This is a genomic window from Haloarcula pelagica, assembly GCF_030127105.1.
GTDB lineage: Archaea > Halobacteriota > Halobacteria > Halobacteriales > Haloarculaceae > Haloarcula > Haloarcula pelagica.
On record NZ_CP126161.1, the window covers coordinates 2,886,739 to 2,912,371 of the forward strand.

Consider the following 25,633-nt stretch of genomic DNA (forward strand, 5'->3'; position numbering starts at 1 on the left):
GCGCCGTCGGTCGATCTTGTGTCCACGACCGCCGTTCTCGTGGCTTCCTTTCGAATCGACCCGCGTGCCCGCGAACGCGCGCGGTCGTGAGTTGTATACCGCTCCACCACTGGCTACCGGTATGAGACGGGATCCGCGCCGACGCCTGGCCGCCGTGCTCGCAGTGGGACTGCTCCCGTGGACGGTCCTCGTCATCGGCGGCGAACTGACGATGCTGTTCAGCTTCGGGCTGTTCAACACCGATCCTCCGGCCGTCGTCTCGATCTACGACTACTTCTATCGGTTCACGGACGGACTGCCCGGGTTCATCGAGGCCTGGCGCAGCGGTGTGGTCCTGTATCTGCTCGGACTGGCGAGCGCGGTGTCCGGGGTCGTCTGGCGGGAGGACGAGCGGATCACTGCGCTCGCACTGGCCGGCGCCGCGCTCACACAGATCAGCGTCTTCCTCGGGTTCAACCGCCGGATCGGCTACGTCGCACTCCCGGTGGGGACCGTCCTGCTGTTGACCGTCGTCTGGTGGTACTACTGGCCGCTCGTCGCCCCAGCGGACGAGTCTCACACGTCCCGGTAGCCTTTTCGCCCCGCCGACCCTCGGTCCGCACATGCTGACACTGGACCACACGATGATGCGTGTCGAGGACCTGGACGCCGCGCTCGACTGGTACCAGACGTACCTCGACTACGAGGAGAAGGGCCGCTGGGAGGCGGAGACGTTCACGAACGTCTTCCTCGGCCCCGAGGACGCCCACGACCAGGGCGCGTTGCTCGAACTCACGTACAACCACGACGGGCGCACGTACACGATGGGTGACGCCTGGGGGCACATCGCGGTCCGCTGTGAGGATGTCTACGAGGCCTACGAGGAACTGATGGACGCCGGCGTCGAGGACTACCGCGACCCTGACTCCTGTGGCGGTTCCTACGCGTTCGTGACAGACCCGGACGGTCACGAGATCGAGATCGTCGAGCGCGACCACGGTGCGAAGTGGTCGCTGGATCATACGATGCTGCGCGTCGCGGACGCCGACGAGGCGATCGGCTGGTACGTCCGGAAACTGGACTACGATCTCACTCGGCGCGCGGAGTTCGACGACTTCGCGCTGTACTTCGTCGAACCCGACGACGCACCGCCCGAGGCCATGTCGGTCGAGTTGACCTACAACTACGACGGCCGGTCCTACGAGATGGGCGACGCCTGGGGCCATCTCGCGGTTCGGACCGACGACCTCCACGAGACGTGGGACGACCTCATGGGGCGCCACGCACAGGACTACCGCGATCCGGAGAGCTGTGACGACCGGTACGCGTTCACCAAAGACGCGGACGGGCACGAGATCGAGATCGTCACCAACTGAATCGCCGACTGGGCCGTTCCGCGTCGGTTCCAACCGTGTTCTTTATGTCTGAACTAGATATGTCTGACGTACCGATGACACGCTCCTGATACGAGGACAGCCCGACGCTGAAACCCCCCGTATCGCCTCTACCGCCCGTTTTCGCGCGTGTGAAACCTTCTCATCCCGGTTTACTGACCACAAAGCATTTATAACATCCAACGTTGGTTTAGACCGTACCCCTACCCATGGTGATGGGAGTGAGTACGATCGTTCAGACCGGTACGCGGGTCGCGTCTGCGATCGAGGAAAGCTACCGTCGCCGACCCAGATAGCAAATAACCAAACATGACAACAACAAACGAAAAGCTCCGCAGTCTATTCCTTGCGGCGCTGATGGTATTCTCCGTATTCGGAGGGACCGTCGCGCTCTCAGGGAACGCTGCTGCGCTGTCAGCGGGCAACGCTGCTGCTGGTAATACAGCGGCAGGTGCCGACACGACGCTGACAACGTCAGCAACGATAGATTCGAGCGATCCGACCAGTATAGACGGCCTCCGTCTGGCCTTCGACCAGGCGAGCGCCGATGATGGTCTTCCGACCACGAGTAGCGCCTATTCCGTCAACATCTACGACGAGAATGGCGACCTTACCAACCAGGGTAGTCTGAACGATGGAAACGGCATTTCCTACAGTGAAGGCTCTGCCATCCTGACGTTCAGCACTCAGGACGTTCAGACTGACTACGAGGTCGAGGTAGTCGTTGACGGATACACGAACCCGTCGACTGACGGCTCCTACTCGGGCGAGTACCAGCTGAACCCTGACTCCAACGGACCGACCACCGGCATCTCGCTGCAGGTCGGTGACGGCACCGGCGTCGAAGTCACGGACCTGAGCGCGCCCGCAGTCGCGGCGCACGATCAGGACATCATCGTGACCGCGAACGTCACCAACACTGGTGGCTCCACGGAAGACTTCGATGTCTCGTACTCGGCAACCGGCCCGTCCACGAGTGGCGCCGCTGGGACATCCACCCAGACGGTGAACCTCGGCGCGGGCGAGACCACGGAAGTCAGCTTCACGGTCAACACGACCGACCTGCCTGACTCCGACGCCAGCGCGGTCGTGGACTACACCCACGGCATCACGGCGACCGGTCAGAACACTGGCGACTCTGACAGTCAGACCGCCAGCCTCTCGGTCGGTACGGACTCTTCTGGTACGATCAACATCGACGTGATCGACCAGCAGAGTAACACCGTTACCGGGACCAACGTCTCACTGTACCGCGCAGGCGACTGGGGCGGAAGCGTCGACAACACCGCCGCAGACCCGATCCGAGTGCTCCAGACCGACAACAACGGCTTCGTTAACTTCGAAAACCTTGCTGTCGGGGCTGGTCCGACCCAGTCTGACAGCGTCTCCTACGTCGCTGTGGCTGGCTACCAGGACGATGACTTCGACTCGAAGAGTACGCAGCTTGACCTCTTCGAAAACACGCAGCGGACCGACTCCGCGACGCTGCGTCTCGAACGGGTCATCGACCCGGCCAGCATCACGGTCGACACCATCAAAGGTGAAGCGACCGCCAACGGCCAGGATCAGGTTCAGTACGAGGTCACCGTCCGCGGTGATGTCAACAATGATCCGTTCCAGGGTGCAGAAGTGACGATCAGCGCCACCGGTCCGAACACCGCGGCGCTGACCTACGAGGACGGCGACCAGACTGAGATCACGGACGAGAACGGTACCGTCCGGTTCAACGTCTCGTCGACCGACGAACAGGAAGTCACCTTCACCTTCGAGGAGACCTCGGAGAGCCTCACGACCACCGCAACCGGTCTCTTCACCCCGCAGTCGGGTGAGGGTAACCTGTACGGTTCGGTCGTCAGCCAGGCCTCCACCAACGGAATCGAGAACGGCTCGGTCCACGTTGTCTCGGAGACTGACTACACCACCAACGAGGTCACCACCACGATCGACCTCGACAGCATCGATCAGGGCGACGCTGACGACAACACGGTCTTCCTGCGTCTGAACGACTCCGAAGGCAGCGTCATCTCGCCGGACGAGTACGACATCCGTGTCGCAGAAGGGCCTGTCGAACCAGGTGCCGAGCTCCCGCCGGGCGTCAACCCCGGTACGGGCGTCACTCTCATCGACGAGCTGAACTCCACTGATGCTGCAGTCGGTGGCGGCTACGCGCTCGTCGACACCGACGGTGACGGCGAAATCGTCTTCAGCCACACGCGTCTCGAAGCCCGTGACTACTACGCACAGGTCTCGTTCGACGCGAACAACGCCAGCGACTACGACAACGATGTCTCGCGCGTTCTCCAGCCGGACGAGAACCCCGAGGCGTTCGTCAACGTCACTGGCACCACGAGCGGCGTCGTCAGCAGCGACGACCTCGGTACCGGCGATGCTGCCGTGTTCGAGCCGTCCGCCAACCTGACGGTTGAGCAGGCGGTCGCGGACTCGCGCGCATCCGGTGCCAACCTCGCCGACGCACCTGGCTTCACCAACTCCTTCGGCGTCCCGACGGAAGGGACCAACCAGGACGGTGACTACGTGCTCAGCGAGATCCCGACCAACTACCAGGCAGGCGTCCAGTACGTCGCGATCGCTCAGGCGAGCGGCTACTCGACGGACTTCCAGGATGTCTACCTGCAGGAAGACGGGCAGCTGACCTTCACCGAGACCCAGGGGTCGAACGACTTCTTCCTCGAGCCGGTGCTGGTCCAGCCCGACGCAGTCAACATCACGCAGATCGGTCTGCGCGACAACGCGTCCGCGACTGCAACGGACGAGTTCAGCAACAAGTCTGACGAGTTCGTCCAGCAGGTCCCGCGTAACGGACGCACTGTCGACGCGTTCCTGATCGAAACCTCCGCCGAGGGCACGCCCGCGAACGCCACGGTCGAGGTCTCGATCGACGATACCTCGGTGAAGGGCAACTTCACCGGTGTCGAAAGCGGCACCAACGTCTCGGTCGACGAGGCGAACAACAACATCACGATCACGACCGGTCCGGACGGCGCGGCGACCGTGCTGTACCAGGCCGACTCGAACACGCAGTCCGTCGTCACGAACAAGACGGCTGTCCTCTCGAACGACGAGTCCGCGACTGACAACTCCACCGTGGAGTTCGTCGGTCAGCTGACCGTCCAAGAGGCAGAGGTCTCCGGTATCGTTACCAACGAGAACAACGATCCGGTCCCGGCCAACGTCTACCTCAACGAGATCAACCTGGAAGGGGAGATCTTCACGCTGACGCCGGTCGAGTTCGGACAGACGGCCTCCGGTGAGGACGTTATCCGGACCTTCCGTATCGACCGTCTCAACAACTCCGGCGGCGTCATCGCCTCCGACACCTTCAACGCCTCGTACGACTCCACGCCCGGTGACTACGACTTCTCCGGGTTCACTGGCGTCTCGCTCGGCGCGAACGTCGGCAACCTGACGCTCGCCACCCTGTCGACCGACGGTGTGCAGGAGTCGTCGTCCTACACGCTCCCGCGCATCCCGTCCGTCGACCAGGACCCGAACGTCGACTCGCGAGTCGTCGTCCGTGGCTCCTCTGACACGTCCATCGCGGACGCCGTCAGTGACGGCACCGGCTTCAGCTCGCTCCAGAACGGTACGTCCGTGAGCACGCTCACCGAGCCGCAGCGGACCTCGACGGCCAACGTCGAGATCACCGGCGCGGCCGGCGGACCGTTCCAGGTCAACAACGTCGTCGTCACCCCGAACTCCACGAGCGCGGGGACGGCCGTCGACGTTTCGGCTGACGTTACCAACAGTGGTGCTGTCACCGACTCGACCGACGTGACCCTGAGTGTCGAAGACACCTCGGGCACGCAGGTCAGCGGCTCCAGCACCACCCAGACGATCGCTGCCGGTCAGACCGAATCGGTCAACTTCACGGTTGACACGACCGGTCTCTCCGACGGCAACTACACGGTCTTCGTGGACACGCCGACCTCGGCTGCACCCGCGACGGCCAACCTCGAGATCGAGGCAGGAACGCCTTCGAACCCGCCGAACTACACGGTCAACAGCGTCACCGCGACGCCGTCGACCATCAACCAGTCCGAGAACCTCACCGTGGACACCAACGTGACGAACGTCGGCGGCCCCGGCGCGGGCTCGGTCTCGGTTGAGATCAACGGGACGAACGTGTCGACTGGCACGGGCCAGCTCGACATCATCTTCCTGCTGGACGACTCCTCGAGCATGGATCCGTTCATCCAGGATCTGACGGACGCAACGCAGGACTTCGCTGCCCGCGTTGACCAGTCCGCAGACGCCCAGTACGCTGTCGTCACGTACGGCGACGGCTCGGTCCAGATCCAGCAGACCCTCAGCGACAACGTCACCCAGACGCAGAACACCCTCGGGAACGTCTGTCCCGGTGGCTTCTGTTCCGGTGGCACTGAGGTCAACTACGACGCGATCAACGAGTCCCTGACCGGTGGTCAGCTGGGCCTGCGTGCGAACGCACGTCCGGTCATCATCGACCTCACCGACGAAGGGAACAACAACCAGACCAACAGCGATGGCGACATCACCACGCCGACCCAGAGTGAGATTTCCACGCTGCTGGAAGACGAGAACGCGAAGTACATCGCAGTCACTGAACCCGATGTCAAAGGCGGGTTCCAGTACCCGGCCGCCGACGACAAGCGCGTGCTTGTCAACGAGACGGCTGACGCACAGTACTTCAACATCAACTCGCAGAACCTCAGCGACCAGTTCGCCAACGAGATCGCCGGTGACGTTGCGAACGCGAGCGGCGGCCAGTCGATCACGCTGAACACCAGCGAGAGCGGCACGGTCACGTTCGACTTCGACAGCTCCACCACCGGTACGCTCGCGCCCGGCGACTACACGGTCACTGCGAGCACCGACAACAGTAGCGCATCGACGAACCTGACTGTCCAGGCCGGCAGCAGCCCGCCGTCCTCGATCGTTGACCAGTACGATACGAACGGGACGCCCGGCATCCAGACCGGCGAAGTCCTCGACGCTATCGTCGACTTCAACAACGGACAGATCACCCAGGGCGACATCCTGGACATCATCGTCGCGTTCAACAGCTAACGAGGTAAATCAACACATGACAAACACAATGAAGACGGTACAGGCGGTCGCGATGACAGCCCTGATGGTGCTGTCAGTCGTTGCGATCTCCGCGCCCGCAGCTGCGGCTCCCGCGGCAGATCTCTCCGCCTCTACCAACGCTGGTTCCCTCCAGCCTGGCGATACGTTCGAAGTGACGTACACACTCGAAAACACCGGGGCTGACCCCGGCCTTGCAGGCAGTCTCGAGTTCGACACCCCGTCGGAAGTCAGCGTGGTTTCCGCGAGCGGTGACGGACAGCTGAACTCGGGGACGGTCCTGTACGGAGTCACGGGCAACACGATCGCGTCCGGTGACTCGGTCCAGACGACCGTCACCTTCGAAGTTGACAGTGGTGCCGCCGACGGTGACTACGATGTCACCGCCGACGGTACGCTGCAGGACTCGTCGACTTCCTCGACCGACTCGACGACCTCGACGGTCACCGTCTCGTCGAGCACCAGCCCGCCGCCGAGCGACTCCCAGCCCGGCGCACCCGACCTGCGTAAGGCGACTCACTACGAGGACGCGCAGGAAGGCGTCATCCTCGAGCTGGCGTTCACCGAGGACGTCACCGAGGACAACCCGGAAGTCACCGTCCACCTCAGCAACGACACGGACGTTTCCGTCCCTGACTCGTGGATCCAGGCACCCGACGGCGGGCGCGTGGTCGTGGACACGCAGGGCAACGTCTACAACCGCATCGAGGAAGTCACTGTCTCCGGCTACGAGGACAGTGACGGTAACAGCCTCGGTGAAGTCACGATCGACGCGAAGTTCGCACCGGAAACCGTCAACACGCTCACGAACGACAACGTTGAGGCCTTCCAGGGCTCCAACGTCACGTTCGAGGGTAACGTCGGCGACGAGTTCGACGTTAACACGCGAACCGACGACGACCTGGACTTCTCGACCACGCGTGGTACGGGAGCGAACAGCCAGGTCTACGTCTGGAACACCGACAACCGCGATGTGGGCGACTACCGCATCGAGAACGACGCAGCGGGTACCAACAGCTCGCTGGCGCTCGAAGACCTCGGCCTCACGGTCGAGGCTGACGAGGACACGTTCGAGGACGACGAGAACGTGACCGCGACGATCGAATCCAACGACATCAACCGCGAGGTCGATGTCGACCTGCTCGACTCCTCTGGAGACGAGGAGGAAGAGACGACCGTGACCGTTGACTCCGATGGTGAGGCCGAGGTCGACTTCGGTGAAGTCGACACCGGTAACTACACGATCGAAGCAACGGACGTTAACACGCAGGTCACCGCAGAGAGCGACGAGTTCGAAGTCGTCGAAGCCGGTGACATGGAAGCCAGCTTCGCGGACGACGGTGTCTTCGTCGAGGAGAGTGGTGACGTGGCGAACGTCACGATCAACCTCGAGAACACCGACACCGCGCTGCTGAACATCGGTGACGAGTCCGACGACAACTACAACCTGCTGCTGAACCTGACGGACGACAGCGACAACGGTCAGGTCACTGTCCAGTTCAACAGCTACTCCGCGGGCGCGGTCCCGATGGACCAGATCGAACCCGCCGTCGTCACCGTCGCTGACGATGACGACGAACTCGAAGTGATCGAACGCAACGGTAACTTCGTCGACACCAACCGTGAGGTCGGGGAGAACCTCCTCGACGCCACGGACTACGAGATGAACGTTACCGGTGAGAACGACAACGATGTCACGGCCGACAACGAGCAGGATGTCGGGACGATCTCCCTCCAGGAGCGCTCGACCGAGGATCTGCAGACGTGGGTCGCTCCGGAAGAGGAGTTCAGTGACATCGAGGATCTCGACAACGACGAGGTCGGCGATGTCTACCAGCTGATCGAGGACGGCTCGCTGACCCAGTCGGACACCCTCGCCACGCAGGACACGCTGGTCCTGCAGGTTCAGGCCTCCGGTCTCGAAGGCCTGTTCAAGTACCACTCGGAAGTTGACGGCCTCTCGGAGGCCGCTGCGCTGCAGGCCCACACGGGTAACTTCCAGAACACCGACACCGGCCACATCTCGGCCGTGCTCGAAGACGAGAACCCAGGCGCGAACGTTGAGGACGACGACATCGGCGTCGACGACCTCAACAGCGGCGACCTGCACGTTCTCGTCGACGAGGAGAACAACTCGCACTTCGTCGCAATCGACAGCCAGGGCCTCGTCGCCATGGATGTCGAGGACGACGACGAGTACACCGCCAACTTCAGTGTTGCCAACGAGGACTACACTGAGCTCAACGACGACGACGAGGTTCAGGACGTTAACATGACGTTCAACGTCCAGGACCGCGACGACGAAACCAGCCTGAACAACGACAACGATGTCGTTGTCCGCGCCGCTGAGGGCCAGAACATCAGCGGTACCACCGTCGCCGCCCCCGGCACCGAACTCACCGTTCGGATCCGGAGCGACGACTCCAGCGCGCCGTTCCTGAAGCAGCCGACCGCTGTCGTCCAGCCGGACGGTTCCTTCACGGCCACGGCTGACTTCAGCGAGGAGCAGCCCGGCGCGAACTTCACCGCACAGGTCCGCCTGAGCGGTCAGAACCTGGGCGAAGAGATTGACGGACAGGTCTCCGCCGCACCGGTGGCCTCCGTCAGTATCAGCGACCAGGAATCCGACGGCGAGACCGTCACCGTTGACAGCGCGTCGCTGTCCGACGGTGGCTTTGTCGTCATCCACGATGGCACGCTCCTCGACGGCGAAGTCGAGGATAGCGTCATCGGGAACTCCGACTACCTCGAGTCCGGTAGCCACGAGGACATCGAGATCACCGTGGACGCCCAGGAAGAGGACTTCACGGCGATCGCGATGCCGCACCTCGACACGAACGGCAACGAGGAGTACGACTTCCCGAGTGCTGACGGTCCCTACACCGAGAACGGCTCGGCAGTGACCGACGCAGCGAACGTGACGGTCGTCACCTCGACGCCGACGCCGACGCCGACGCCGACGGACGAGCCGACGGCAACGCCGACGCCGACGCCGACCGAGGAGCCGACCACGGACATGAGCACGCCGACCGACGAACCGACCACCACGTCCCAGGACGGTCCCGGCTTCACCGCTGTGATCGCTCTGGTCGCGCTGGTCGCCGCGGCACTGCTCGCAGTCCGCCGTAACAACTAACGGGATCACCTCCCGTCTCTGAACATCGCCTTTTCTTTCGCGCGCTGATCCGGTAGCGACAGCTCCGTTCGGTATCGTCTTGGAGCCACACGCGGGCGTAACGACAAAGCATATAGGCCGGATTTGCCAACATACGCGCAATGATACCGACAGTCCTGCAGTCACGCGTCACGCTCGGTGGACTGTCGTTCGATCCGCTCGTGCTCTCGGAGCCGCTGATGTGGCTCGTCCTCGCGGCGTTTCTCGGGAGTGCCGTCCTCCACCGAACCGACGAACGATGGGCACGGATCACGGCGGTCACCGGCTGGGGACTGTTCGGCGCGTTCTGGTTCGTGTTGATCCCGCATTTCGTCCTGACACAGAAGAGCTTCGTCGAGGGGATCGGCAGCGTCGCCGCGGTCCCGCTCTCGCTGTACACGGGGTATCTGCTGTGGAACGGACGTGATTCGCTGTTCGTACTGACACGGGCGATCGGGGCGATGGGGATCGTCTACGTTCCGTTCCTCACGATCGAGCCGCTACGGCAGTTCCTCGTCGAGGTAGTGACCGACCAGACCGCCTTTCTGATGTCACTGCTGGGTGTCGATCCCGTCGTCGTCGACGGCTTCTCGCACAACGGGATCGAGATCGTCACCAAGCAGTACCCCTACGAGAGCACGTTCTGGTTCGACCACGAGGAGGGACCGATCACGTACAACATCCTCCTCGCCTGTACCGGGATCGGGAGCATCTCGATCTTCGCCGGCGCCATCCTGGCGGTGTCGGCACCCTGGCGGCGAAAACTCCGGGCGCTGGCGGCGACGGCGGCGGTCATCTACGTCCTGAACCTGTTCCGGAACGTGTTCATCGGCCTCTCCTTTGGCCTCCAGCGGATGCAGGTCTTCGAGGGCGCCATCATGTCACTCTTTGGCGTCTCGGACCCGCGGCTGGTGTCGTACTACCTCGCGGATCGGATCCTCGCACAGGTCGGGTCCGTCGTCGTCCTCGTGGGGATCACCTGGATCCTCGTGCGTGAACTCCCGGAGATGACCGTTCTCGTCGAGGATCTGCTGTTCATGCTGACCGGGACCGAGTACGATCTAGAAGCGGCGTTTCACGCGACCGACGGGGACGCGAACGCGACCCCCGGTGACGACTAGCGGTCCGCGGGAAGCCCGGCGAGTTCCGTCAGCGCGTCCGCTTCCATCGGGTGGAGGTCGGCGGGGAGCACGAGCAGATGCAGCGGACCGCCGAAGTCCCGTTCCGAGAGCGTCGTGAGTGTGTCGGCCACGACTGTCGGGTCCGAACTCCCGGCACGCGCGACGACGACACCGAGTTGCTCGGGGAATGGATCGGCCAGGAGGCCGGCGGCGTGGTCTGCCGTCATGTACGTCTCGTCGCTGTCGTCCCAGTGAGGATCGTCGACCTTGATATCTAAGTACACGAGTGTGTGCAGGTCACGGGCCAGGTTGGCCTCGATGGTCGAGACGACGCTGTCGGGGACGCCGTCGGCGCCGTGAGCGCCCTCGAACGGGAGGGTCGTGGCCTTTCCGAAACGGTAGTTCTGGAGGCCGGTCAGTGATCCGGCGGCGGTCTGGGCGGTCGTCCCGTGGATCACGCGCGTCTCGATCCCGCGCTCGTGGGCGCGCAGCCGGAGGTCTGTGTGTGTCGTCGAGACCATCGTATCGCCCGCGGTCAGGAAGACCACGTCCGCGGTTTCGGCGGCGTCGAGCACGGGGTCGGGGTCCTGCTCGACGCCAGCGCGGTCACGGACCTCGATGTCGGTGTCGTGGAACGCTTCGAGCGATTCGATGTCGGTCCCGACCAGGCGGCTGGTGTAGAACTCCGCGAACACGCGGTCGGCGGCGGCGATCGCATCCCGACCGGCGAGCGTGACCGATCGTTCGTCGTAGAGTCCGAGGCCGACGAAGGTGAGCATACCCACAGTCGGTCACCGGCGTGGATAAAGGGCCCGAAGCGTCAGGCTTACCGCCGACCGCAGGGGAGAGGAGATATGGGCGTTCCCTGCGTTCGTGTCGCACGCGAGGACGGCGAGGCCACTCGCGGTCGGCTGGCCGAGGCCGGTCTCGTCGACGACGGCCACGATATCACGGTCGCCGACGGGTCGCTGTACATCCCGGTCACCGACCCGGCAGCGGTCCCCGAAGAGTTCGTCGTCGTCGAGTTCGACGCACCGGTCCGCGAGGGGCAGACGATGCCGGCGGACCTGTTGTCGTTCGATCCCAGCTACGAGCGGATCGGGGAGACCGTCATCGTCGACGAAGACGACCCGGACCGAGCGCGGGAACTCGCGGACGCGATTCTCGAATCGGACCTGCCCGTGACGACCGTCCTCGACCGCGCGTCGAAGATCAAGGGGACCGAGCGGGTCAGAGACTGGGACCTCCTGGCCGGCGACGATACGGAAGTGCTCCACCGGGAGTACGGGTCGGAGTTCCTGCTGGATCTGGCCGAGGTGTACTTCTCGCCGCGGCTGGCGACCGAGCGCCACCGAGTCGTCGAGAAGGTTCGACCGGGCGAACACGCGTTCGACATGTTCGCCGGGGTCGGCCCGTTCGTGATCCCGTTCGCCCGCCGGGGGGCGGTCTGTGTGGGGACGGACATCAACGAGACGGCCATCGACTATCTCCGGGAGAACGCGCGCCGGAACGGCGTCGCCGACAGGGTGACCGCTATCTGTGGGGATGTCCGCGAGGTCGCCGGCGACTACGAGGGGTGGGCGGACCGGGTCGTGATGAACCTCCCCCACAGTGCCGACGAGTTCCTGGAGACCGCGGTCGCGCTGGCCGGCGACGACTGCTGGCTGCACTATTACGACATCCAACACGAGGACGACCCCTACGGACCGGGCGAGCGAGCGATCAGGGCGGCAGCGGAACCGGCCTACGACGTGTGCGTCGAGACGCGTCACACCGTCCGCTCGTACGCGCCACACGAGCACAACGTCGTCTTAGACGTTCACCTGACGAGGTGAGGCGAACAATTATGATGACCCGCGTGATGGTGCCAAACACCGACGGATGGGTGTGAGCGTGGCCGACGACGTAGACGTACGTGACATCACGCCGACCGCGTGGCGGTTGTTGCGTGTCGCGGCCGGGTTCGGACAGCGGGAGGTCGAGTCGGAGGTCGACGACATCATGCAAGCGCACATCTCGATGCTGGAAAGCGACACACGGAGTCTCTCGGAGGCGCGACTGGCGGAACTGTTTGCCCTCTATCGAGGCGAACTGGACGACGAACAGGTCTGTGTCCTGGTCGAACACTTCTAACGATGGCACCGAACTACCACCGGGAGACACGGCGATGACCTGGCGTGGCCTCCAGACACCGCGTCGGACTGCCGGTGCCCTCGCCGTCGCGCTCGCGCTGACGGCAGGTGTCGCCGGTGCGCCGACGCCGCCGGGGCTCGGCCTGGCCGCACAGTACGCGCTGGCGACGATGGTGCTGGCGGCGACGCTGTGGGTCACGACGGCGCTCCCGCTCCCGGTGACGGCGCTGTTGATACCGGTCGCGCTGACGGTCTTTGGCGTCTACGGGGAGATGGAGGCCGCACTCTCGGGCTTTGCCGATCCGCTGATCTTCCTCTTTATCGCGGGGTTCATGCTGGCCGAGACGCTCCAGACCCACAACATCGACCGCCGGATCGCGCTGTATCTCATCAACCGACTCGGCCGGTCGCCCCGGATGCTCATTCTGGCGATCATGATCGCGACGGCGGGGCTGTCGATGTGGGTCTCGAACACGGCGACGACGGCGATGATGACGCCGGTCGCACTGGGTGTCCTGGCGGAGGTCGTCGGCCGGGAAGCGACCGAGGACGGCGTCTCGAACATGCGTGTGGCGACGCTTCTGGGAACGGCCTACGCGGCGAGCGTCGGCGGTGTCGGGACGCTGATCGGGACCCCGCCGAACGTCGTCGCCGTGGCCTTCCTCGACCAGTTGGTCGGGGTGGAGATCTCGTTCGCCCAGTGGCTCGCGGTCGGACTCCCGATCGTCGTGATCACGCTCCCGCTGACCTGGTACGTGCTGACGTTCTGGCTGTACCCACCGGAGATCGACGACGTGACCGACGCACAGGCCCAGGCGGGCCAGTACCTCCAGGAGGAAGGCCCGCTGTCGCCGGCCGGCCGCCGCGCGGCGTACATCTTCGCTGCGACGGCCGGCCTGTGGATTCTCGGAGGGCTCGGTGTGCTGTTCCAGGGGCTGGTCCCCGAGCCGTGGTTCGTGACGCTGTTTGGCGGCTCGGGCGAGACGATATTCGGGCTGTCCGGCCACCGCGGGATCCTCTATTTCGTCGTCGTCGGGCTGTTCGCCATCCCTGCGCTGGTCCTCTCGGGGGCCGACGAGTGGGAGAACCTCGTCGAGATCGACTGGGGGACGATCATCCTCTTTGGCGGAGGGATCTCGCTGGCCGACGCGCTCGCGGAGACGAACGCGACGGAGTGGCTCGCCCGCTCGGTGTTCGACGCGGTCGTCGGCGCGCCGCTCGTGCTCGTGGTACTGGCGGTCGTGGTCTTCACCGTTCTGGTGACCGAACTCTCCTCGAACACGGCGACGACGACGATCGTCGCGCCGGTACTCATCGGAGTCGGGAGTGTGTTGTCGGGTACGCTGGGTGTCGATCCTGTTCCTGCGGCGATCTTCCTCACCGTCACCGGCGCCATCGCGGCGAGTTTCGCCTTCGCTTTGCCCGTGGCGACGCCGCCAAACGCCATCGTCTTCGGCAGCGGACACCTCCGGCAGCGGGACATGATCCGCGCAGGTGTCGTGTTGAACGTGTTGATGACGCTCGTGCTCACCGCGCTGGTCGTCGTCTTCTTCGCGACGATCTGGCCAACGATTCTTTGGTGACCGAGTTAACTCCTGTCAGTATTCTTGTTTTTACCTGCTTGTTGCGGAATAATCCTCAATGTTTATTAATGCGGATCACAACGGCCTGTATAGGGCGTGTATCACTGATACACGCACGTACCGAAGCTATGACCCGAAAACACGACCGAAGACAGTTCCTCAAGATTGCAGGGAGTACAGGCGTGATTGGGCTGACGGGCCTCTCCGGTTGCTCCGGAGACGGCGGCAGCGGCGGTGGTGGCGACGGCGGAAGTGGCGACGGCGGCAGTGGTGACGGCGGAAGCGGCGACGGCGGCAGCGGTGACGGCGGTTCGACAGGCGAGAGCGGCGGCGGGTCGAACGTGCTCACACTCGGCGGTTCGATGAGCCTGTCGGGCGACAACGCCGACCTCGGGCAGCTGTATCGGGACGCCTACGAACTCACGATCCAGCGAATCAACGAGAGCGGCGGTGTCGAGGCGGGTGACGGCAACACCTACGAACTGGAGATGATCCTCCGGGACGACGGGACCGACGCCTCGACCTCGAAGTCGATCTACCAGGAGCTGATCGACCGCGAAAATGTCGACTATCTCTTGGGACCGTACTCCAGTACGGTGACGCTGCCGGCCAGTGCGGTCGCCGCACAGAACCAGAAGCCGATGGTCGAGGGCGGTGGCGCGAGCCCCGAGATCTTCGCGCAGGGCAACGAGTGGATCTTCGGCCTCCTGCCGACGGCCAACAAGTACGCCGGGTCGTTCATCGACATGTGTCTCGCACAGGAGGAGACGCCCGAATCCATCGCGATTCTCGCGGAGGACGGCACGTTCAGCCAGTCCACCGCAGAGGGTGCCAGACAGAAGATCGAGCAGACCGACCTCGAACTGGTCGTCGACCAGACGTTCCCGTCGAGCACCTCCGACCTCTCGACGAACCTCGGCCGAGTCCGAGACAACGACGCCGACATCCTGCTGTTGTGTGCCCACCAGAAGCACAACATCATCCTGGCCAACCAGATGGAGAGCCAGAACGTCAACGTCGACGCGGCGATGGGGACCGTCGGCAGCCTCAACGACTCGTTCAAAAACGAGGTCGGCGCTAACGGCGACTACATGTACGGTCCCTCCTCGTGGGCGGTCAACGCGAACTTCGACGACCCGGTGTACGGCCAGACCGGCGACTTCGTCTCGGCGATCGAGGAGAACTACGGGTACACGCCGGACTACCACAGCGCGGCCGGCGAGGCCGTCATCTTGACGTTCATGAACGCGTTCCAGAACGTCGACGAGGTCGCGCCGACGCCCGTGCGCAACGAGATCCGGAACTCGGACTTCTCGTCGGTGTACGGCACCGTCGCCTTCGACGACTCCGGTGTCATCAACAAGAACATGCTGGTCTACCAGTGGCAACCTGACCCCGGCCTCCAGATCACCTACCCCGACAACGTCGCTCAGTCCGAACCCATCTACCCGATGCCGGACTGGAGTGAACGCTAAGACGATGGCGGCGACACAGTTCGTCGTCAACGGCCTGCTCGTCGGAGCGCTGTTCGCGGCGGTCGCTGTCGGCTTCGCACTCATCTGGGGCGTCGTCGACATCATCAACCTCGCACACGGCGAGATGGTGATGCTGGGCGGCTACACGTCCTACTGGGTGCTGTCGTTAGTGACGGGCAACGCGGAGGGGTCGCCGCTGCTGTTCCTGGCGACCGTCCCGGTCGCTATCGGCGTGCTGTTCGTCGTCGGCTACGCGCTCCAGCGGACGCTCGTCTCACGGGTCATCGGGACGGACATCTTCCTGACGCTGCTCGTGACCTTCGGGGCGAGTATCGCCATCCAGCAACTGGCCCTGCAGGCCTGGTCGGCCAATCCACGGTCGATCCGGGTCGCCTTCGCCGACCCGTCGCTGACGGTCGCGGGCGTCGTCGTTCCGAAGATGAAACTCGTCGCGTTCGTCGGGGCACTGGTCCTGACCGCACTGTTGTTCGTCTTCCTGAAACAGACCCGGACCGGACGGGCGATCCGCGCGGTCGCACAGAACCCCGAGGCAGCTGCCCTCGTGGGTATCGACGTGGAACACACCCGGGCGATGACCTTCGGGCTCTCGTCGGCGATCGCCGGCGGCGTGGGTTCGTTCATCGCGGTCATCCTCAACATCCAGCCACAGATGGGACTGATCTACACGCTCAAGAGCTTCGTCATCGTCGTCTTCGGCGGCGTGGGTTCGATCCCCGGCGCGCTCGTCGGCGGCCTCCTGCTCGGGTCGGTCGAGGAACTGGTCGCCGGGTTCGTCTCCTCACAGTGGACGCTCGCGGTCAGTTTCTCGCTGCTGATCGTCCTGCTCGTGGTCAAACCCAAGGGCCTGTTCGGTGAGGGGGTGAACGAATGAGCACCGAGACCGACGACTCCGGACTCCTCAGGTCGGTCTTCCCGCCCGACCAGATCGACCGGCTGTTCCGGATCTGTGACGCCCACGGCTGGAAGCTCATCCTTGCCGGTGCGGTCTTCGGTGCGCTCCCGCCTGTCCTTGGCCTCCAGTCGGGGTACTACATGACCGTCCTCTCGGAGATGTACCTCTTTGCGATCCTGGCGCTGTCGTGGGACATCGTCGGCGGGCAGACCGGCTACCCGAGTTTCGGGAACATGGCCTTCTTCGGGATCGGCGCGTACACGACGGCGATCCTGGTCAAGGACTTCGCGGTCGCGTTCCCGGCGGCGTTCGTCGTCGCCGGCCTGGTCGCGACCGCCTTCGCCCTGGTCATCGGGATCATCGTCCTGCGGCTACGGGGCCACTACTTCGCGATCGCGACGCTCGGAGTGTTGCTCGCGGCCCAGCAGGTCTCCCGGAATCTCGACATCACCGGCGGCGCAAGCGGAAAGATCCTGCTGGAGACGCCTTCGGGGACGGAGTTCTACTACCTGTTCCTGGGCGTCCTGGTCGCCGAAGCGGCGGTGATCTACTACCTCTCGGGCACCCGGTTCGGGTTCGTGCTCAACGCCATCCGGGACGACGAGGGCAAGGCCACCGCCATGGGATTCAACACGACCTACTACAAGACCGCCGCGTGGATGCTGGCGGCGATGTTCACCGGCTTCGCCGGCGGCGCCTACAGTCTGTTCAACACGTTCATCGACCCACAGACCGCCTACAACGGCGCCTGGAACGTGGAACTGATCGCGATGGCGTTGCTGGGCGGATCCGGGACCGTCGCCGGTCCGATCATCGGTGCCTTCGGCCTGCATACGGTCATCGAGGTCGTCGAGACCTACGCCGTGGGCTGGCAACTCGTCCTGTTGGGCCTTGCGGTCATCGTGACCGTGATCGTCATCCCGAAGGGGCTGGTGGGCTCGCTACGGGAGTACGCCAGCCAGATGGAGTACTACAAACACGGCGGGATGGCTGCCGCCGACGACAGCGCCGACACGGACGACTCGGCCGCGGGAGGTGACTCCCCGTGAGCCAGGCCACCGACGCGCCGGTGACCGACCCACAGGGTGACCGTGCCGTCCTCCGGACCGACGGCGTTACCAAACGTTTCGGTGGGTTGACCGCCGTCGACGATGTCGACATCCAGGTCGACGAAGGCGAGATCGTCGGACTCATCGGGCCCAACGGTGCCGGAAAGTCGACGCTGTTCAACTGCATCACCGGCACGCTCGACGCCGACGAGGGCAGCGTCTACCTCCAGGGAGAAGACGTGACCGACTGGCCCGAGTACAAGATCGCCCGGGCGGGACTCGGACGGATGTTCCAGGAGACCCGGATCTTCGGGGACATGACCGTCCGGAAGAACCTCCTGATCGCGGCTCAAGAGGCCGGTGCCGGCGCGGGGAACCTCCTGCGCCGGCCCGACGACTCGCTGCTGGGCCGTGCCGACGAACTACTGGAGTACGTCGACCTGGGCGGGCTGGCGGACGTACGGGCCGGCCGACTGAGCTTCGGCCAGCAGAAGCTCATCGAGTTCGCGATGGCGCTGATGTCCGACCCGGAGATCATGCTGATGGACGAACCCGCCGGGGGGATCAACCCCTCGATGGTCGAGAAGCTCATCGAGTACATCCGCACCGCGAACACCGACGAGGAGGCGACGATCTTCCTGATCGAACACAACATGGACTTCGTCATGGAGATCGCCGACCGGATCTACGTGCTGGCCCACGGCGAGCGCATCGCCGAGGGCACGCCCGAACAGATCCAGAACGACCAGCGCGTCCTCGACGCGTATCTGGGGAGGGAATGAGATGGCGACCACAGACACATCCACCACGACCGACGACACGCTGTTGTCGATGCGCAACGTCACCTCGGGCTACGGCAACACGACCGTCCTGCACGACGTGAGCATCGGCGTCGAACAGGGAGAGATCGGCTGTCTCATCGGCCCGAACGGGTCGGGGAAGTCGACGCTGATGAAGAGCATCTACGGCTTCGCCGATGTCCAGGCGGGGACGGTCAGCTTCCGCGACCAGGAGATCACCGGGCGCTCGCCCCAGGAGAACCTCGCCGGCGGGATGAGCTACGTCCTCCAGGACGCCAGCGTCTTCCCCCGGATGAGCGTCCACGAGAACATGCTGATGGGCGGGTACGTCTTCGACGACGACGACGAGGCCGCCGAGCGCGCCGAAGAACTGTACGACGAGTTCCCGATCCTGGGCGACATCCGTGGCCAGAAGGCCGGCACGCTCTCGGGCGGTCAGCGCCGCCTGCTCGAACTGGCCCGCGCGCTGATGGTCGATCCCGACCTGATGATGCTCGACGAGCCTTCGATCGGCCTCGAACCGCGCTTCATCGACGACGTGTTCGAGCGCATCGAACAGCTCAACGACCTCGGGACGACGATCCTGCTGGTCGAACAGAACGCCGAGAAGGGACTGTCCGTCGCCGACCGCGGGTTCGTCCTTGCCAGCGGCGAGATCAAGTTCACCGGCTCCGGCACCGAACTCCTCAACAACGAGGAGGTCGGCCGGCTCTACCTCGGGGGCTAACATGTACCGTGTACTCGTTCCCGTCGACGACGACCCGGACCGCGCCCGCGGCCAGGCCGCCTTCGTCGCGGAACTGCCCGACGGCACCGACACGGTCGAAGCGATCGTCACGCACGCGCTGACGCCCGAGCAGGCCGAGGCGCCCGACGACCTCAAGTCGGTCGACCGCGTGGAGACGGTTCGGCTGGTCCAGGACTACCTCGACGAGCACGACATCGACCACCAACTCGCCGAGGCGCGGACACCGCCGGCTGACGGCATCCTCGATCTGGCTGCCGAGTTCGGCGTCGACCAGATCGTCATGGGGTCGCGCAAGCGCTCCCCGACCGGGAAGGTCGTCTTCGGCAGCGTCGCCCAGCAGGTACTGCTGGAAGGCGACGTGCCGGTGACGGTCGTCGGTGCCCGCGAGGCGTGAGAACCTCCCGCGGGCCGGCACCGATTCGCAATCCTTATTGCGGTTATCGGCACAACACAGAGTGTACACAGACGGCCTGTGTGCCGGTGTAGCTCAGACTGGCAGAGCGAATCCTTCGTAAGGATTAGGCCGAGGGTTCAAATCCCTCCACCGGCTCTTTCTGTTCGAACGGACGTGAGAACGAAAGCGAGGCGTGGAGGGATTTGAATCAGGGAGGAGCTTCGCTCCGACCGTGGTTCACACTCCCGCCACCGGCTTTCTGCTTTGAACACTATTCCCGGAGCACACGCAACCGGTACCCCTCGACTGCGTCCGGATTCCTGACCCGGCCTTGCTCCTGAGCGGTGTCCAGCAACTCCCGAACGAACGCCTTCGGCACTTCGAGACTGATGAAGTCGGTGTCGCCGGGGACGGTCAGTCGGGCCATCGTCCGAGCGGTGCCGTCGTCGTTGTAGACGCTGCCGATCTTTTCGTCGTCGCGGTAGAAGCGAAGCGTCACGTCGGTCACCGCTACCTCGTCGACGGTCGCCTCGAAGACGCCGTGGCTGTCCTCGAAGCGAACCAGCAGGCCGCTGTCAACTTCTTCGATGACTGTGGGCATCACGCAAGAGTAGGGGCTACGAAGAGATAGACCCCTGGCTGTCGAGCGCGATGGGAGTGGGGCAAAACGACGGAGCAGCGGCTCCCGGATCGACGACCTCACTCGCTGTCGCCGTCGGACGCGCCGGCGACCGTCTCCAGCAGCGTCTCGCGCTCCTCGAAGTACGCCGGCGCGTCGCGGTCGCGCTCGAACTCGACGACGCGGGTGAGCGCGGCCCGTGTGTCCGCTGTGTCGGCGAGGTCGTCGGCGAGTTCGACGTAGGCCGTCGCCAGGTCGTCGAAGGCGTCACGCCGGGCCTGTTTGGCCTCCGCGACGGCCTGTTTCTCCTCGATGTCACGTTCCCGGGCTTCGAGATCGTCGACGGCCTGCTCGGGGGCCGTCGGCGAGGGCGTGTCGGGGGACTCGCCGGCGGGGCGTTCGTGCGCGGCGACGCTGTCCTGGAGGTCGGTGAGATCGTCGGCGATCTCGTCAAGCAGCGCCTCGGTCTCGTCGGTGAGTGTCTCGACGCGGCCCCAGAGGAACCGTGCCTGTGTCCGACAGTAGTCGGCCAGGTCCGCAGCAGCGAGGGCGTCTTCGCTCATGGGATATCCTCGGTCCGCCGGCAGAAGACAGTTGTCACCCCGATCAGTGGGTCGTCAACGCTTGGGCCTGCTCGATCAGTTCGGACTGGGCGGCGTCGCCGCGGTCGGTGATCGCCACGTGGTCCTGTGCCTGGTCGTACTCGACGAGATCGGCCGCGACCAGACAGGGGACGTGGCTGTGATAGAGGTCGAAGTACAGTTCGGTCACCGACTCGGGATCGATCTCGGTGAGCGGGCGCCCGTGCTCGATCTCCGCGAGTTCGTCCGCGAGATCCGGTAGCGTCAGGTCCTGGTGTGTCGAGAGTCGGGAGAGCGCGACACGCCGGCGACTGTCCGCCAGTGCGCGGAACAGTTCGTCGACTTCGCCCGGATCGACCATACACGCGGGAAGTGGAGGCTGCGGTATAGAACCTTCCGATACGGGCTCAGTGTGTCAACAGGAGCAGTTCGTCGTCGGTCCGGACGAGACAGAAACGGCGTCCGGGGTCACCGAAGGTGTTGGTCCGGCGTTCGCTGACGAACAGGCGTTCGAAGGGGTCGCCACAGGCCGGACAGCTGAACCCCTCGCGGTTCTCGAGCGTCATCGTCCCCCGGTCCTGTTTGAGCAGTTTCAGCCCGTGGCGGTAGTCGTGGACATCGAAGCCGTCGCTGATGTCGAGTCGGTCCATACGGGACAAGCGGCGGGCGAGGAGAAAAGCGTTAGACCAGGTTCGCGCCGATGTACAGCACGACGACGAGGAACACCCAGACCACGTCGACGAAGTGCCAGTACATCGAGGCCGTCGAGACGGAGGTGTGGCGTTCGGCGGAGTACTGGCCGTAGTAGCCACGGACGAAGACGATGCCCAGCAGGACCGCACCGAGCGTGACGTGCAGGCCGTGGAGCCCGGTCAGGCCGTAGAACGCCGAGGCGTAGGCGCCGCCGGTGATGGTGAACCCTTTGTGGATGATGAACTCGTAGTACTCGTACACCTGGCCGCCGATGAAGATCACGCCCAGCAGGAGCGTCACGGCGAGCCACTGGAGGAACCGCTCGTGGTTCCCCTTCCGGAGCGCGACGTGAGACAGGTGGAGTGTCCCGGAGCTGATCAGCAGGATGACGGTGTTGACGATGACCAGCGAACCGAACACCTCGGGAATCGCGGTCGAGGCCCACACGTCGGTCCCGCGGACGATGAAGTAGTAGACGAAGCCGGCACCGAACGTCGCGACTTCGGAGCCGAGGAACAACAGCATCGCGAACTTCAGCGTCCGGCCGGAGTGGTGGTTCGTCCCCCGGTCCCAGAAGTCCGAGACGAACGCGTGGTACAGCCAGCCGTAGATCCCGGCCAGGAAGAGACCGACGCTGCCGACCGTCGTGGCGGCGCCGATCGTCGTGCTGATGAGCGGTTCCTCGCCGAGCGAGAGGACGAACAGCGCCGCGCCGACGTAGATGCCGGCGGCACCGATCGCCGTGACAAAGGGCCACCAGCTGGCCTCGCCGAAGCCGCGGGGCCAGTCCTCCGTCGCCGGGAGGTGGTGGTCCCCGTGCCCGTGGCCGCCGTCCGTCTGTTCATCGGATAGGCTCATACTGGGCCTTTACGAGTCGATTACTAAAAGCCCATCCACTTCGCCGTGCGATGTCGGAACCCATAGGGGGCACAATCACCAACTGCCGGTGATGAGTGTGTCCCGGACCCGGGCACTCGCCGTCCTCACGACAGTCCTGGCTGCCCTCTCGTTGGCCGGCACCGCGAGCGCACACGGGGGGAGTCTGGCTGCCGGCGGCCGCGAGTCCCTGACGATCCCGACCTGGCTGTTCCTCTCGACCGGCGGCGCGGCTGTCGGCGCCTCCTTTCTGCTGGCGTCGTTCGTCACCGACCGGGCCTTCGTCGAACGGCTCCACGGGTGGGAAGCCGGCCTCTTCGACGGCGGCGAACGGCTCCTCCTGACGCTCGGTCGCCTGCTCGGCCTCGGCGGTCTGGTGGCGGTTCTGGTGACCGGCTTTCTCGGCCCGGAGACGCCGCGGACGAACCTCGCGATCTTGCTCGTGTGGGCCGGCTGGTGGGCCGGTCTGGTCATCGTGACCTATCTCCTGGGCAACGCCTGGAGCGCGCTGAACCCGTTCAAGACACTGGCGATGCTGTTGCCCTCGCTCGACTACGGCTACCCCGAGCGGTTCGGGGCCTGGCCCAGCGTCGTCGGCCTGCTGGTGTTGATCTGGGTCGAGGTGGTGAGCCCGCTCGCCGACCAGCCACGGCTGCTGGCGACGGTCGTCGCCGCCTACGGCGCCGTCACGCTGGCCGGCGCAGCCATCTTCGGGCCGACGACGTGGTTCCAGCGCGTCGACCCCGTCGAGCGCGTGTTTCGGTACTACGGTCGGTTCGCGCCGATCACGCGTGGTACGGACGGGTTCCGGCTCCGGCTTCCCGCGATGGACCTCTCGACGCCCCGACTCGTCGACGGTGCCGACGAGGTCGCCTTCGTCGTCGCCCTGCTGTGGGGGACGACCTACGACGGGTTCGTGACGACGGCGCTGTGGCGGGACCTCTCGACACCGGTAGTCGCTGCGGGCGTCCCGCCCCACGTGCTCTACCCAGTCGTCCTCGCCATCGGGTTCGGCCTCTTCCTTGGGGCGTACCGACTCGCTGCTCGCTTCGCCCGCCGGAGCGCCGACACGTACCTCGCCACCGAGGCGCTCGCGGTGCGGTTCGCGCCGCCGCTGCTCGCGATCGCCGTCGGCTACCACTTCGCGCACTACCTGGGTTACTTCCTGTTTCTCGCTCCGGCGCTGGCGCTCGCCGCCGTCTCGCCGCTTTCCTCGCCGGCGGCGGTGCCGGTGTACCAGCTTCCGGCCTGGTTCGGCGCGGTCGGGATCGTCTCGGTCGTCGTCGGCCACCTGCTCGCGATCTGGGTGGCCCACGCCGCGGCCTACGAACTGTTTCCGAGCCGGCTCCAGGCCATCCGCTCGCAGTACCCCTTCATCGCCGTCATGGTCCTCTACACGATGATCAGCCTCTGGATCGTCTCCCGCCCGGAGGTGGCCCTGCCACACCTATGACCGACGAGACACACACACGGAGCGACGGACAGTCCGTCTCCTACGACGTACCGGACGACGAGACGCCAGTGACCTGCGCGTACTGCGGGCAGCCCTACGCCCGCGAGGAGTGGCTGGCCATCCACCACGGCTGGGCGCATCCGGGCGACCTCTCCGACGAGGAGGCCGACGCGTTCCGCGCGGCCCACGACGCCGAGGAGACGGAGATCCGCGAGTTCCGACTGCGCGCACTGGGTGCGCTCGTCGCCATCTACTTCGTCCTCCTGATGATCTACGCGCTGGTGTGAGGCGGGAAGCGACACGTTGATGGGTCACAACGGCCCACCAGTGGATATGGACCTCCGCGTCATCGACAAGTCCGACACGGAACTCTCTATCGAGATCGCCGGCGAGGATCACACGTTCATGAACGTCCTCAAGGGGGCGCTGCTGGAGACAGCGGGCGTCACCGCCGCGACCTACGACATGAATCCCGAACAGTCCGGTGGCCAGACCGATCCGGTGCTGACGATCAAGTCCGAGGAGGGCGTCGACGCGCTGGACGTGCTCGAAGACGGGACCGACCGGGTCGTCGAGAAGGCCGACGCCTTCACCGAGGCGTTCGAAGCAGCCTGACGCCCGCCGTCCACGCTCTGTTAACAGAGCACGTGCGTGACGAACACCCGGCCGTCCGGCGCGACGTGGATGTCGACGCCGAAGGTTCCGCGCTCGGCGCTTCTGAACGGTGCGCCACGCTCGACGTAGCTATCGGCCAGTGCCGACCCGAGTGCAGTCTCGTCCTCGAAACCCGATAGCGGCGTCCCCGTCCGGTCGTACGCGACCTGATAGCCGACGACCGTCGGGCGCTCACAGGCCAGCGGGAACCGGTCGAACGCCTCCCTGCTCGGGGGCTCGCCGTCGCCGTACCGCGCCGCGACGGTCGCCTTGTTGTAGTACGCGGCGGCTTCGTCGACGGCGCTCGAACGGGTCAACTCGGCCGCACCGGCGCCCGTTCGACGGTCGTTCAGCGTGTCGAGGTAGGCGCCCTCGACGGCTGTGATGTCCAGGCCCTCGACACTGTCGGCCGCCCCGGGTGCCGCCGGGACGGCCGGTGGCGGGCCCTCGGCGGCCCCACCGCCGAACCCGGGCAGCGGGACGATCCCCAGAAAGCCGAGGACGAGGACGCCGACGAGCACCGCCACGACGGCGTAGCCGACGACGTACTTCGGTTCGACGACATCCCGCCAACTCGTCCCGATCTCGTCCAGGGGGTCGGTGTCGGCGACGGCCTCGCGCTCGAAGTTCGCGCCGCCACAGCGCCGGCAGGGCGGGGAGTTGCGCTGGTGCTGGCGGCCACAGTCCTGACAGACCCAGACCGAACCGCCGGGCGTCGACTCCTCGTCGGTCCGTTCGGGTCCTATCGGCTGGACGGCCTTCTCGAAGGTCCCGTGCCCGCAGTTGTCACAGGGCGGATCGTTCTCCTCGTGGGGTTTGCCACACCACTCACACCGCCATTTCATCGTTCCTGCTAGGCGACCGAGCTACAAAGGCTGCGCGGAACCGGAGGCGGCTAGCCGTCTGGCGGTCCCAAACGGGGCTACTCGG

At 65.0% G+C, this 25,633-nt stretch carries 24 protein-coding genes and 1 tRNA gene; 18 read left to right on the top strand and 7 right to left on the bottom strand.

From position 1 onward, the window contains the following. Positions 1 to 121: 121 nt before the first annotated feature. From P1L40_RS15290 to artA, 5 genes are all read left to right on the top strand, one after another. Positions 122 to 571, top strand: a complete 450-nt coding sequence (locus tag P1L40_RS15290) for a TIGR04206 family protein (RefSeq protein ID WP_284008261.1) — start codon at positions 122 to 124, stop codon at positions 569 to 571. A gap of 31 nt (positions 572 to 602) precedes the next feature. Continuing rightward, complete coding sequence (locus tag P1L40_RS15295) at positions 603 to 1,355, top strand: VOC family protein (protein ID WP_284008262.1); 753 nt, start codon at positions 603 to 605, stop codon at positions 1,353 to 1,355. 375 nt (positions 1,356 to 1,730) lie between these two features. Beyond that, entirely contained in the window at positions 1,731 to 6,440 is a 4,710-nt protein-coding gene (locus P1L40_RS15300) for a beta strand repeat-containing protein (RefSeq protein ID WP_284008263.1), read from the top strand. A 28-nt stretch (positions 6,441 to 6,468) separates the two neighbouring features. After that, positions 6,469 to 9,594, top strand: a complete 3,126-nt coding sequence (locus tag P1L40_RS15305) for a DUF7282 domain-containing protein (protein WP_284008265.1) — start codon at positions 6,469 to 6,471, stop codon at positions 9,592 to 9,594. Between the two features lie 140 nt (positions 9,595 to 9,734). Then, on the top strand, positions 9,735 to 10,733 hold the full coding sequence (gene artA, locus P1L40_RS15310) for an archaeosortase A (RefSeq protein WP_284008267.1): 999 nt from the start codon (positions 9,735 to 9,737) through the stop codon (positions 10,731 to 10,733). Here artA and dph5 read toward each other — a convergent pair. Continuing rightward, on the bottom strand, positions 10,730 to 11,512 hold the full coding sequence (dph5, locus tag P1L40_RS15315; protein ID WP_284008269.1) for a diphthine synthase: 783 nt from the start codon (positions 11,510 to 11,512) through the stop codon (positions 10,730 to 10,732). The genes artA and dph5 overlap by 4 nt on opposite strands. Positions 11,513 to 11,587: 75 nt before the next feature. On the opposite strand from dph5, the gene P1L40_RS15320 reads away from it, so the two are divergent. From P1L40_RS15320 to P1L40_RS15365, 10 genes are all read left to right on the top strand, one after another. Continuing rightward, a complete protein-coding gene (locus tag P1L40_RS15320; protein ID WP_284008271.1) occupies positions 11,588 to 12,568 on the top strand; it encodes a class I SAM-dependent methyltransferase in 981 nt (326 codons plus the stop codon). A 46-nt stretch (positions 12,569 to 12,614) separates the two neighbouring features. Further along, on the top strand, positions 12,615 to 12,866 hold the full coding sequence (locus P1L40_RS15325; protein WP_284008273.1) for a hypothetical protein: 252 nt from the start codon (positions 12,615 to 12,617) through the stop codon (positions 12,864 to 12,866). Positions 12,867 to 12,900: 34 nt separating this feature from the next. Next, a complete protein-coding gene (locus P1L40_RS15330) occupies positions 12,901 to 14,448 on the top strand; it encodes an SLC13 family permease (protein ID WP_284008274.1) in 1,548 nt (515 codons plus the stop codon). 128 nt (positions 14,449 to 14,576) lie between these two features. Further along, positions 14,577 to 15,923, top strand: coding sequence for an amino acid ABC transporter substrate-binding protein (locus tag P1L40_RS15335; protein ID WP_284008275.1), 1,347 nt, complete (start codon positions 14,577 to 14,579; stop codon positions 15,921 to 15,923). A 4-nt stretch (positions 15,924 to 15,927) separates the two neighbouring features. Next, positions 15,928 to 16,815, top strand: coding sequence for a branched-chain amino acid ABC transporter permease (locus P1L40_RS15340; RefSeq protein WP_284008277.1), 888 nt, complete (start codon positions 15,928 to 15,930; stop codon positions 16,813 to 16,815). Further along, complete coding sequence (locus P1L40_RS15345) at positions 16,812 to 17,885, top strand: branched-chain amino acid ABC transporter permease (RefSeq protein ID WP_284008279.1); 1,074 nt, start codon at positions 16,812 to 16,814, stop codon at positions 17,883 to 17,885. The genes P1L40_RS15340 and P1L40_RS15345 overlap by 4 nt, the downstream gene beginning before the upstream one ends. Then, positions 17,882 to 18,667 carry an ABC transporter ATP-binding protein gene (locus P1L40_RS15350; protein ID WP_284008280.1) on the top strand — a complete coding sequence of 262 codons (786 nt, stop codon included), beginning with the start codon at positions 17,882 to 17,884 and terminating at the stop codon, positions 18,665 to 18,667. The genes P1L40_RS15345 and P1L40_RS15350 overlap by 4 nt, the downstream gene beginning before the upstream one ends. Before the next feature lies 1 nt (position 18,668). Then, positions 18,669 to 19,412: an ABC transporter ATP-binding protein gene (locus P1L40_RS15355; RefSeq protein WP_284008281.1), complete on the top strand. Its 744-nt coding sequence runs from the start codon at positions 18,669 to 18,671 to the stop codon at positions 19,410 to 19,412. A 1-nt stretch (position 19,413) separates the two neighbouring features. Further along, positions 19,414 to 19,827 carry a universal stress protein gene (locus P1L40_RS15360; RefSeq protein WP_284008283.1) on the top strand — a complete coding sequence of 138 codons (414 nt, stop codon included), beginning with the start codon at positions 19,414 to 19,416 and terminating at the stop codon, positions 19,825 to 19,827. 82 nt (positions 19,828 to 19,909) lie between these two features. Continuing rightward, positions 19,910 to 19,983: transfer RNA gene (locus P1L40_RS15365), tRNA-Thr, on the top strand. A 115-nt stretch (positions 19,984 to 20,098) separates the two neighbouring features. On the opposite strand, the gene P1L40_RS15370 is transcribed toward P1L40_RS15365, so the two are convergent. The 5 genes from P1L40_RS15370 to P1L40_RS15390 all read right to left on the bottom strand — a co-directional run bounded on the left by P1L40_RS15370 (position 20,099) and on the right by P1L40_RS15390 (position 22,578). After that, complete coding sequence (locus tag P1L40_RS15370; protein WP_284008285.1) at positions 20,099 to 20,428, bottom strand: hypothetical protein; 330 nt, start codon at positions 20,426 to 20,428, stop codon at positions 20,099 to 20,101. A 98-nt stretch (positions 20,429 to 20,526) separates the two neighbouring features. After that, positions 20,527 to 21,009 (bottom strand): hypothetical protein, encoded by a 483-nt coding sequence (locus P1L40_RS15375; protein ID WP_284008287.1) that lies wholly within the window; start codon positions 21,007 to 21,009, stop codon positions 20,527 to 20,529. A gap of 43 nt (positions 21,010 to 21,052) precedes the next feature. Next, on the bottom strand, positions 21,053 to 21,388 hold the full coding sequence (locus tag P1L40_RS15380; RefSeq protein WP_284008289.1) for a DUF7344 domain-containing protein: 336 nt from the start codon (positions 21,386 to 21,388) through the stop codon (positions 21,053 to 21,055). 46 nt (positions 21,389 to 21,434) lie between these two features. After that, positions 21,435 to 21,677 carry a DUF7385 family protein gene (locus P1L40_RS15385; protein WP_284008290.1) on the bottom strand — a complete coding sequence of 81 codons (243 nt, stop codon included), beginning with the start codon at positions 21,675 to 21,677 and terminating at the stop codon, positions 21,435 to 21,437. Between the two features lie 31 nt (positions 21,678 to 21,708). Continuing rightward, positions 21,709 to 22,578 (bottom strand): cytochrome c oxidase subunit 3, encoded by an 870-nt coding sequence (locus tag P1L40_RS15390; RefSeq protein ID WP_284008292.1) that lies wholly within the window; start codon positions 22,576 to 22,578, stop codon positions 21,709 to 21,711. A 91-nt stretch (positions 22,579 to 22,669) separates the two neighbouring features. Here P1L40_RS15390 and P1L40_RS15395 point away from each other — a divergent pair, with 91 nt between their 5' ends. Genes P1L40_RS15395 through P1L40_RS15405 form a run of 3 tightly spaced genes read left to right on the top strand, consistent with a single transcriptional unit; the run spans position 22,670 to position 24,664 of the window. Then, a complete protein-coding gene (locus tag P1L40_RS15395) occupies positions 22,670 to 24,049 on the top strand; it encodes a hypothetical protein (protein WP_284008294.1) in 1,380 nt (459 codons plus the stop codon). Beyond that, on the top strand, positions 24,046 to 24,336 hold the full coding sequence (locus P1L40_RS15400) for a C2H2-type zinc finger protein (RefSeq protein WP_284008296.1): 291 nt from the start codon (positions 24,046 to 24,048) through the stop codon (positions 24,334 to 24,336). The genes P1L40_RS15395 and P1L40_RS15400 overlap by 4 nt, the downstream gene beginning before the upstream one ends. A 46-nt stretch (positions 24,337 to 24,382) precedes the next feature. Further along, complete coding sequence (locus P1L40_RS15405) at positions 24,383 to 24,664, top strand: DNA-directed RNA polymerase subunit L (RefSeq protein ID WP_284008297.1); 282 nt, start codon at positions 24,383 to 24,385, stop codon at positions 24,662 to 24,664. 20 nt (positions 24,665 to 24,684) lie between these two features. Here P1L40_RS15405 and P1L40_RS15410 read toward each other — a convergent pair whose 3' ends face one another. After that, positions 24,685 to 25,548, bottom strand: coding sequence for a hypothetical protein (locus tag P1L40_RS15410; protein WP_284008298.1), 864 nt, complete (start codon positions 25,546 to 25,548; stop codon positions 24,685 to 24,687). Positions 25,549 to 25,633: the final 85 nt, after the last annotated feature.

Coding starts and splice junctions, on each gene's coding strand:
- P1L40_RS15295 (WP_284008262.1), top strand. CDS start 603: ATGCTGACACTGGACCACACGATGATGCGTGTCGAGGACCTGGACGCC.
- P1L40_RS15395 (WP_284008294.1), top strand. CDS start 22,670: ATGAGTGTGTCCCGGACCCGGGCACTCGCCGTCCTCACGACAGTCCTG.
- P1L40_RS15345 (WP_284008279.1), top strand. CDS start 16,812: ATGAGCACCGAGACCGACGACTCCGGACTCCTCAGGTCGGTCTTCCCG.
- P1L40_RS15360 (WP_284008283.1), top strand. CDS start 19,414: ATGTACCGTGTACTCGTTCCCGTCGACGACGACCCGGACCGCGCCCGC.
- P1L40_RS15300 (WP_284008263.1), top strand. CDS start 1,731: ATGGTATTCTCCGTATTCGGAGGGACCGTCGCGCTCTCAGGGAACGCT.
- artA (WP_284008267.1), top strand. CDS start 9,735: ATGATACCGACAGTCCTGCAGTCACGCGTCACGCTCGGTGGACTGTCG.
- P1L40_RS15370 (WP_284008285.1), bottom strand. CDS start 20,428: ATGCCCACAGTCATCGAAGAAGTTGACAGCGGCCTGCTGGTTCGCTTC.
- P1L40_RS15400 (WP_284008296.1), top strand. CDS start 24,046: ATGACCGACGAGACACACACACGGAGCGACGGACAGTCCGTCTCCTAC.
- P1L40_RS15320 (WP_284008271.1), top strand. CDS start 11,588: ATGGGCGTTCCCTGCGTTCGTGTCGCACGCGAGGACGGCGAGGCCACT.
- P1L40_RS15380 (WP_284008289.1), bottom strand. CDS start 21,388: ATGGTCGATCCGGGCGAAGTCGACGAACTGTTCCGCGCACTGGCGGAC.
- P1L40_RS15385 (WP_284008290.1), bottom strand. CDS start 21,677: ATGGACCGACTCGACATCAGCGACGGCTTCGATGTCCACGACTACCGC.
- P1L40_RS15390 (WP_284008292.1), bottom strand. CDS start 22,578: ATGAGCCTATCCGATGAACAGACGGACGGCGGCCACGGGCACGGGGAC.
- P1L40_RS15330 (WP_284008274.1), top strand. CDS start 12,901: ATGACCTGGCGTGGCCTCCAGACACCGCGTCGGACTGCCGGTGCCCTC.
- P1L40_RS15290 (WP_284008261.1), top strand. CDS start 122: ATGAGACGGGATCCGCGCCGACGCCTGGCCGCCGTGCTCGCAGTGGGA.
- P1L40_RS15335 (WP_284008275.1), top strand. CDS start 14,577: ATGACCCGAAAACACGACCGAAGACAGTTCCTCAAGATTGCAGGGAGT.
- P1L40_RS15340 (WP_284008277.1), top strand. CDS start 15,928: ATGGCGGCGACACAGTTCGTCGTCAACGGCCTGCTCGTCGGAGCGCTG.
- P1L40_RS15410 (WP_284008298.1), bottom strand. CDS start 25,548: ATGAAATGGCGGTGTGAGTGGTGTGGCAAACCCCACGAGGAGAACGAT.
- dph5 (WP_284008269.1), bottom strand. CDS start 11,512: ATGCTCACCTTCGTCGGCCTCGGACTCTACGACGAACGATCGGTCACG.
- P1L40_RS15355 (WP_284008281.1), top strand. CDS start 18,669: ATGGCGACCACAGACACATCCACCACGACCGACGACACGCTGTTGTCG.
- P1L40_RS15405 (WP_284008297.1), top strand. CDS start 24,383: ATGGACCTCCGCGTCATCGACAAGTCCGACACGGAACTCTCTATCGAG.
- P1L40_RS15305 (WP_284008265.1), top strand. CDS start 6,469: ATGAAGACGGTACAGGCGGTCGCGATGACAGCCCTGATGGTGCTGTCA.
- P1L40_RS15325 (WP_284008273.1), top strand. CDS start 12,615: ATGGGTGTGAGCGTGGCCGACGACGTAGACGTACGTGACATCACGCCG.
- P1L40_RS15375 (WP_284008287.1), bottom strand. CDS start 21,009: ATGAGCGAAGACGCCCTCGCTGCTGCGGACCTGGCCGACTACTGTCGG.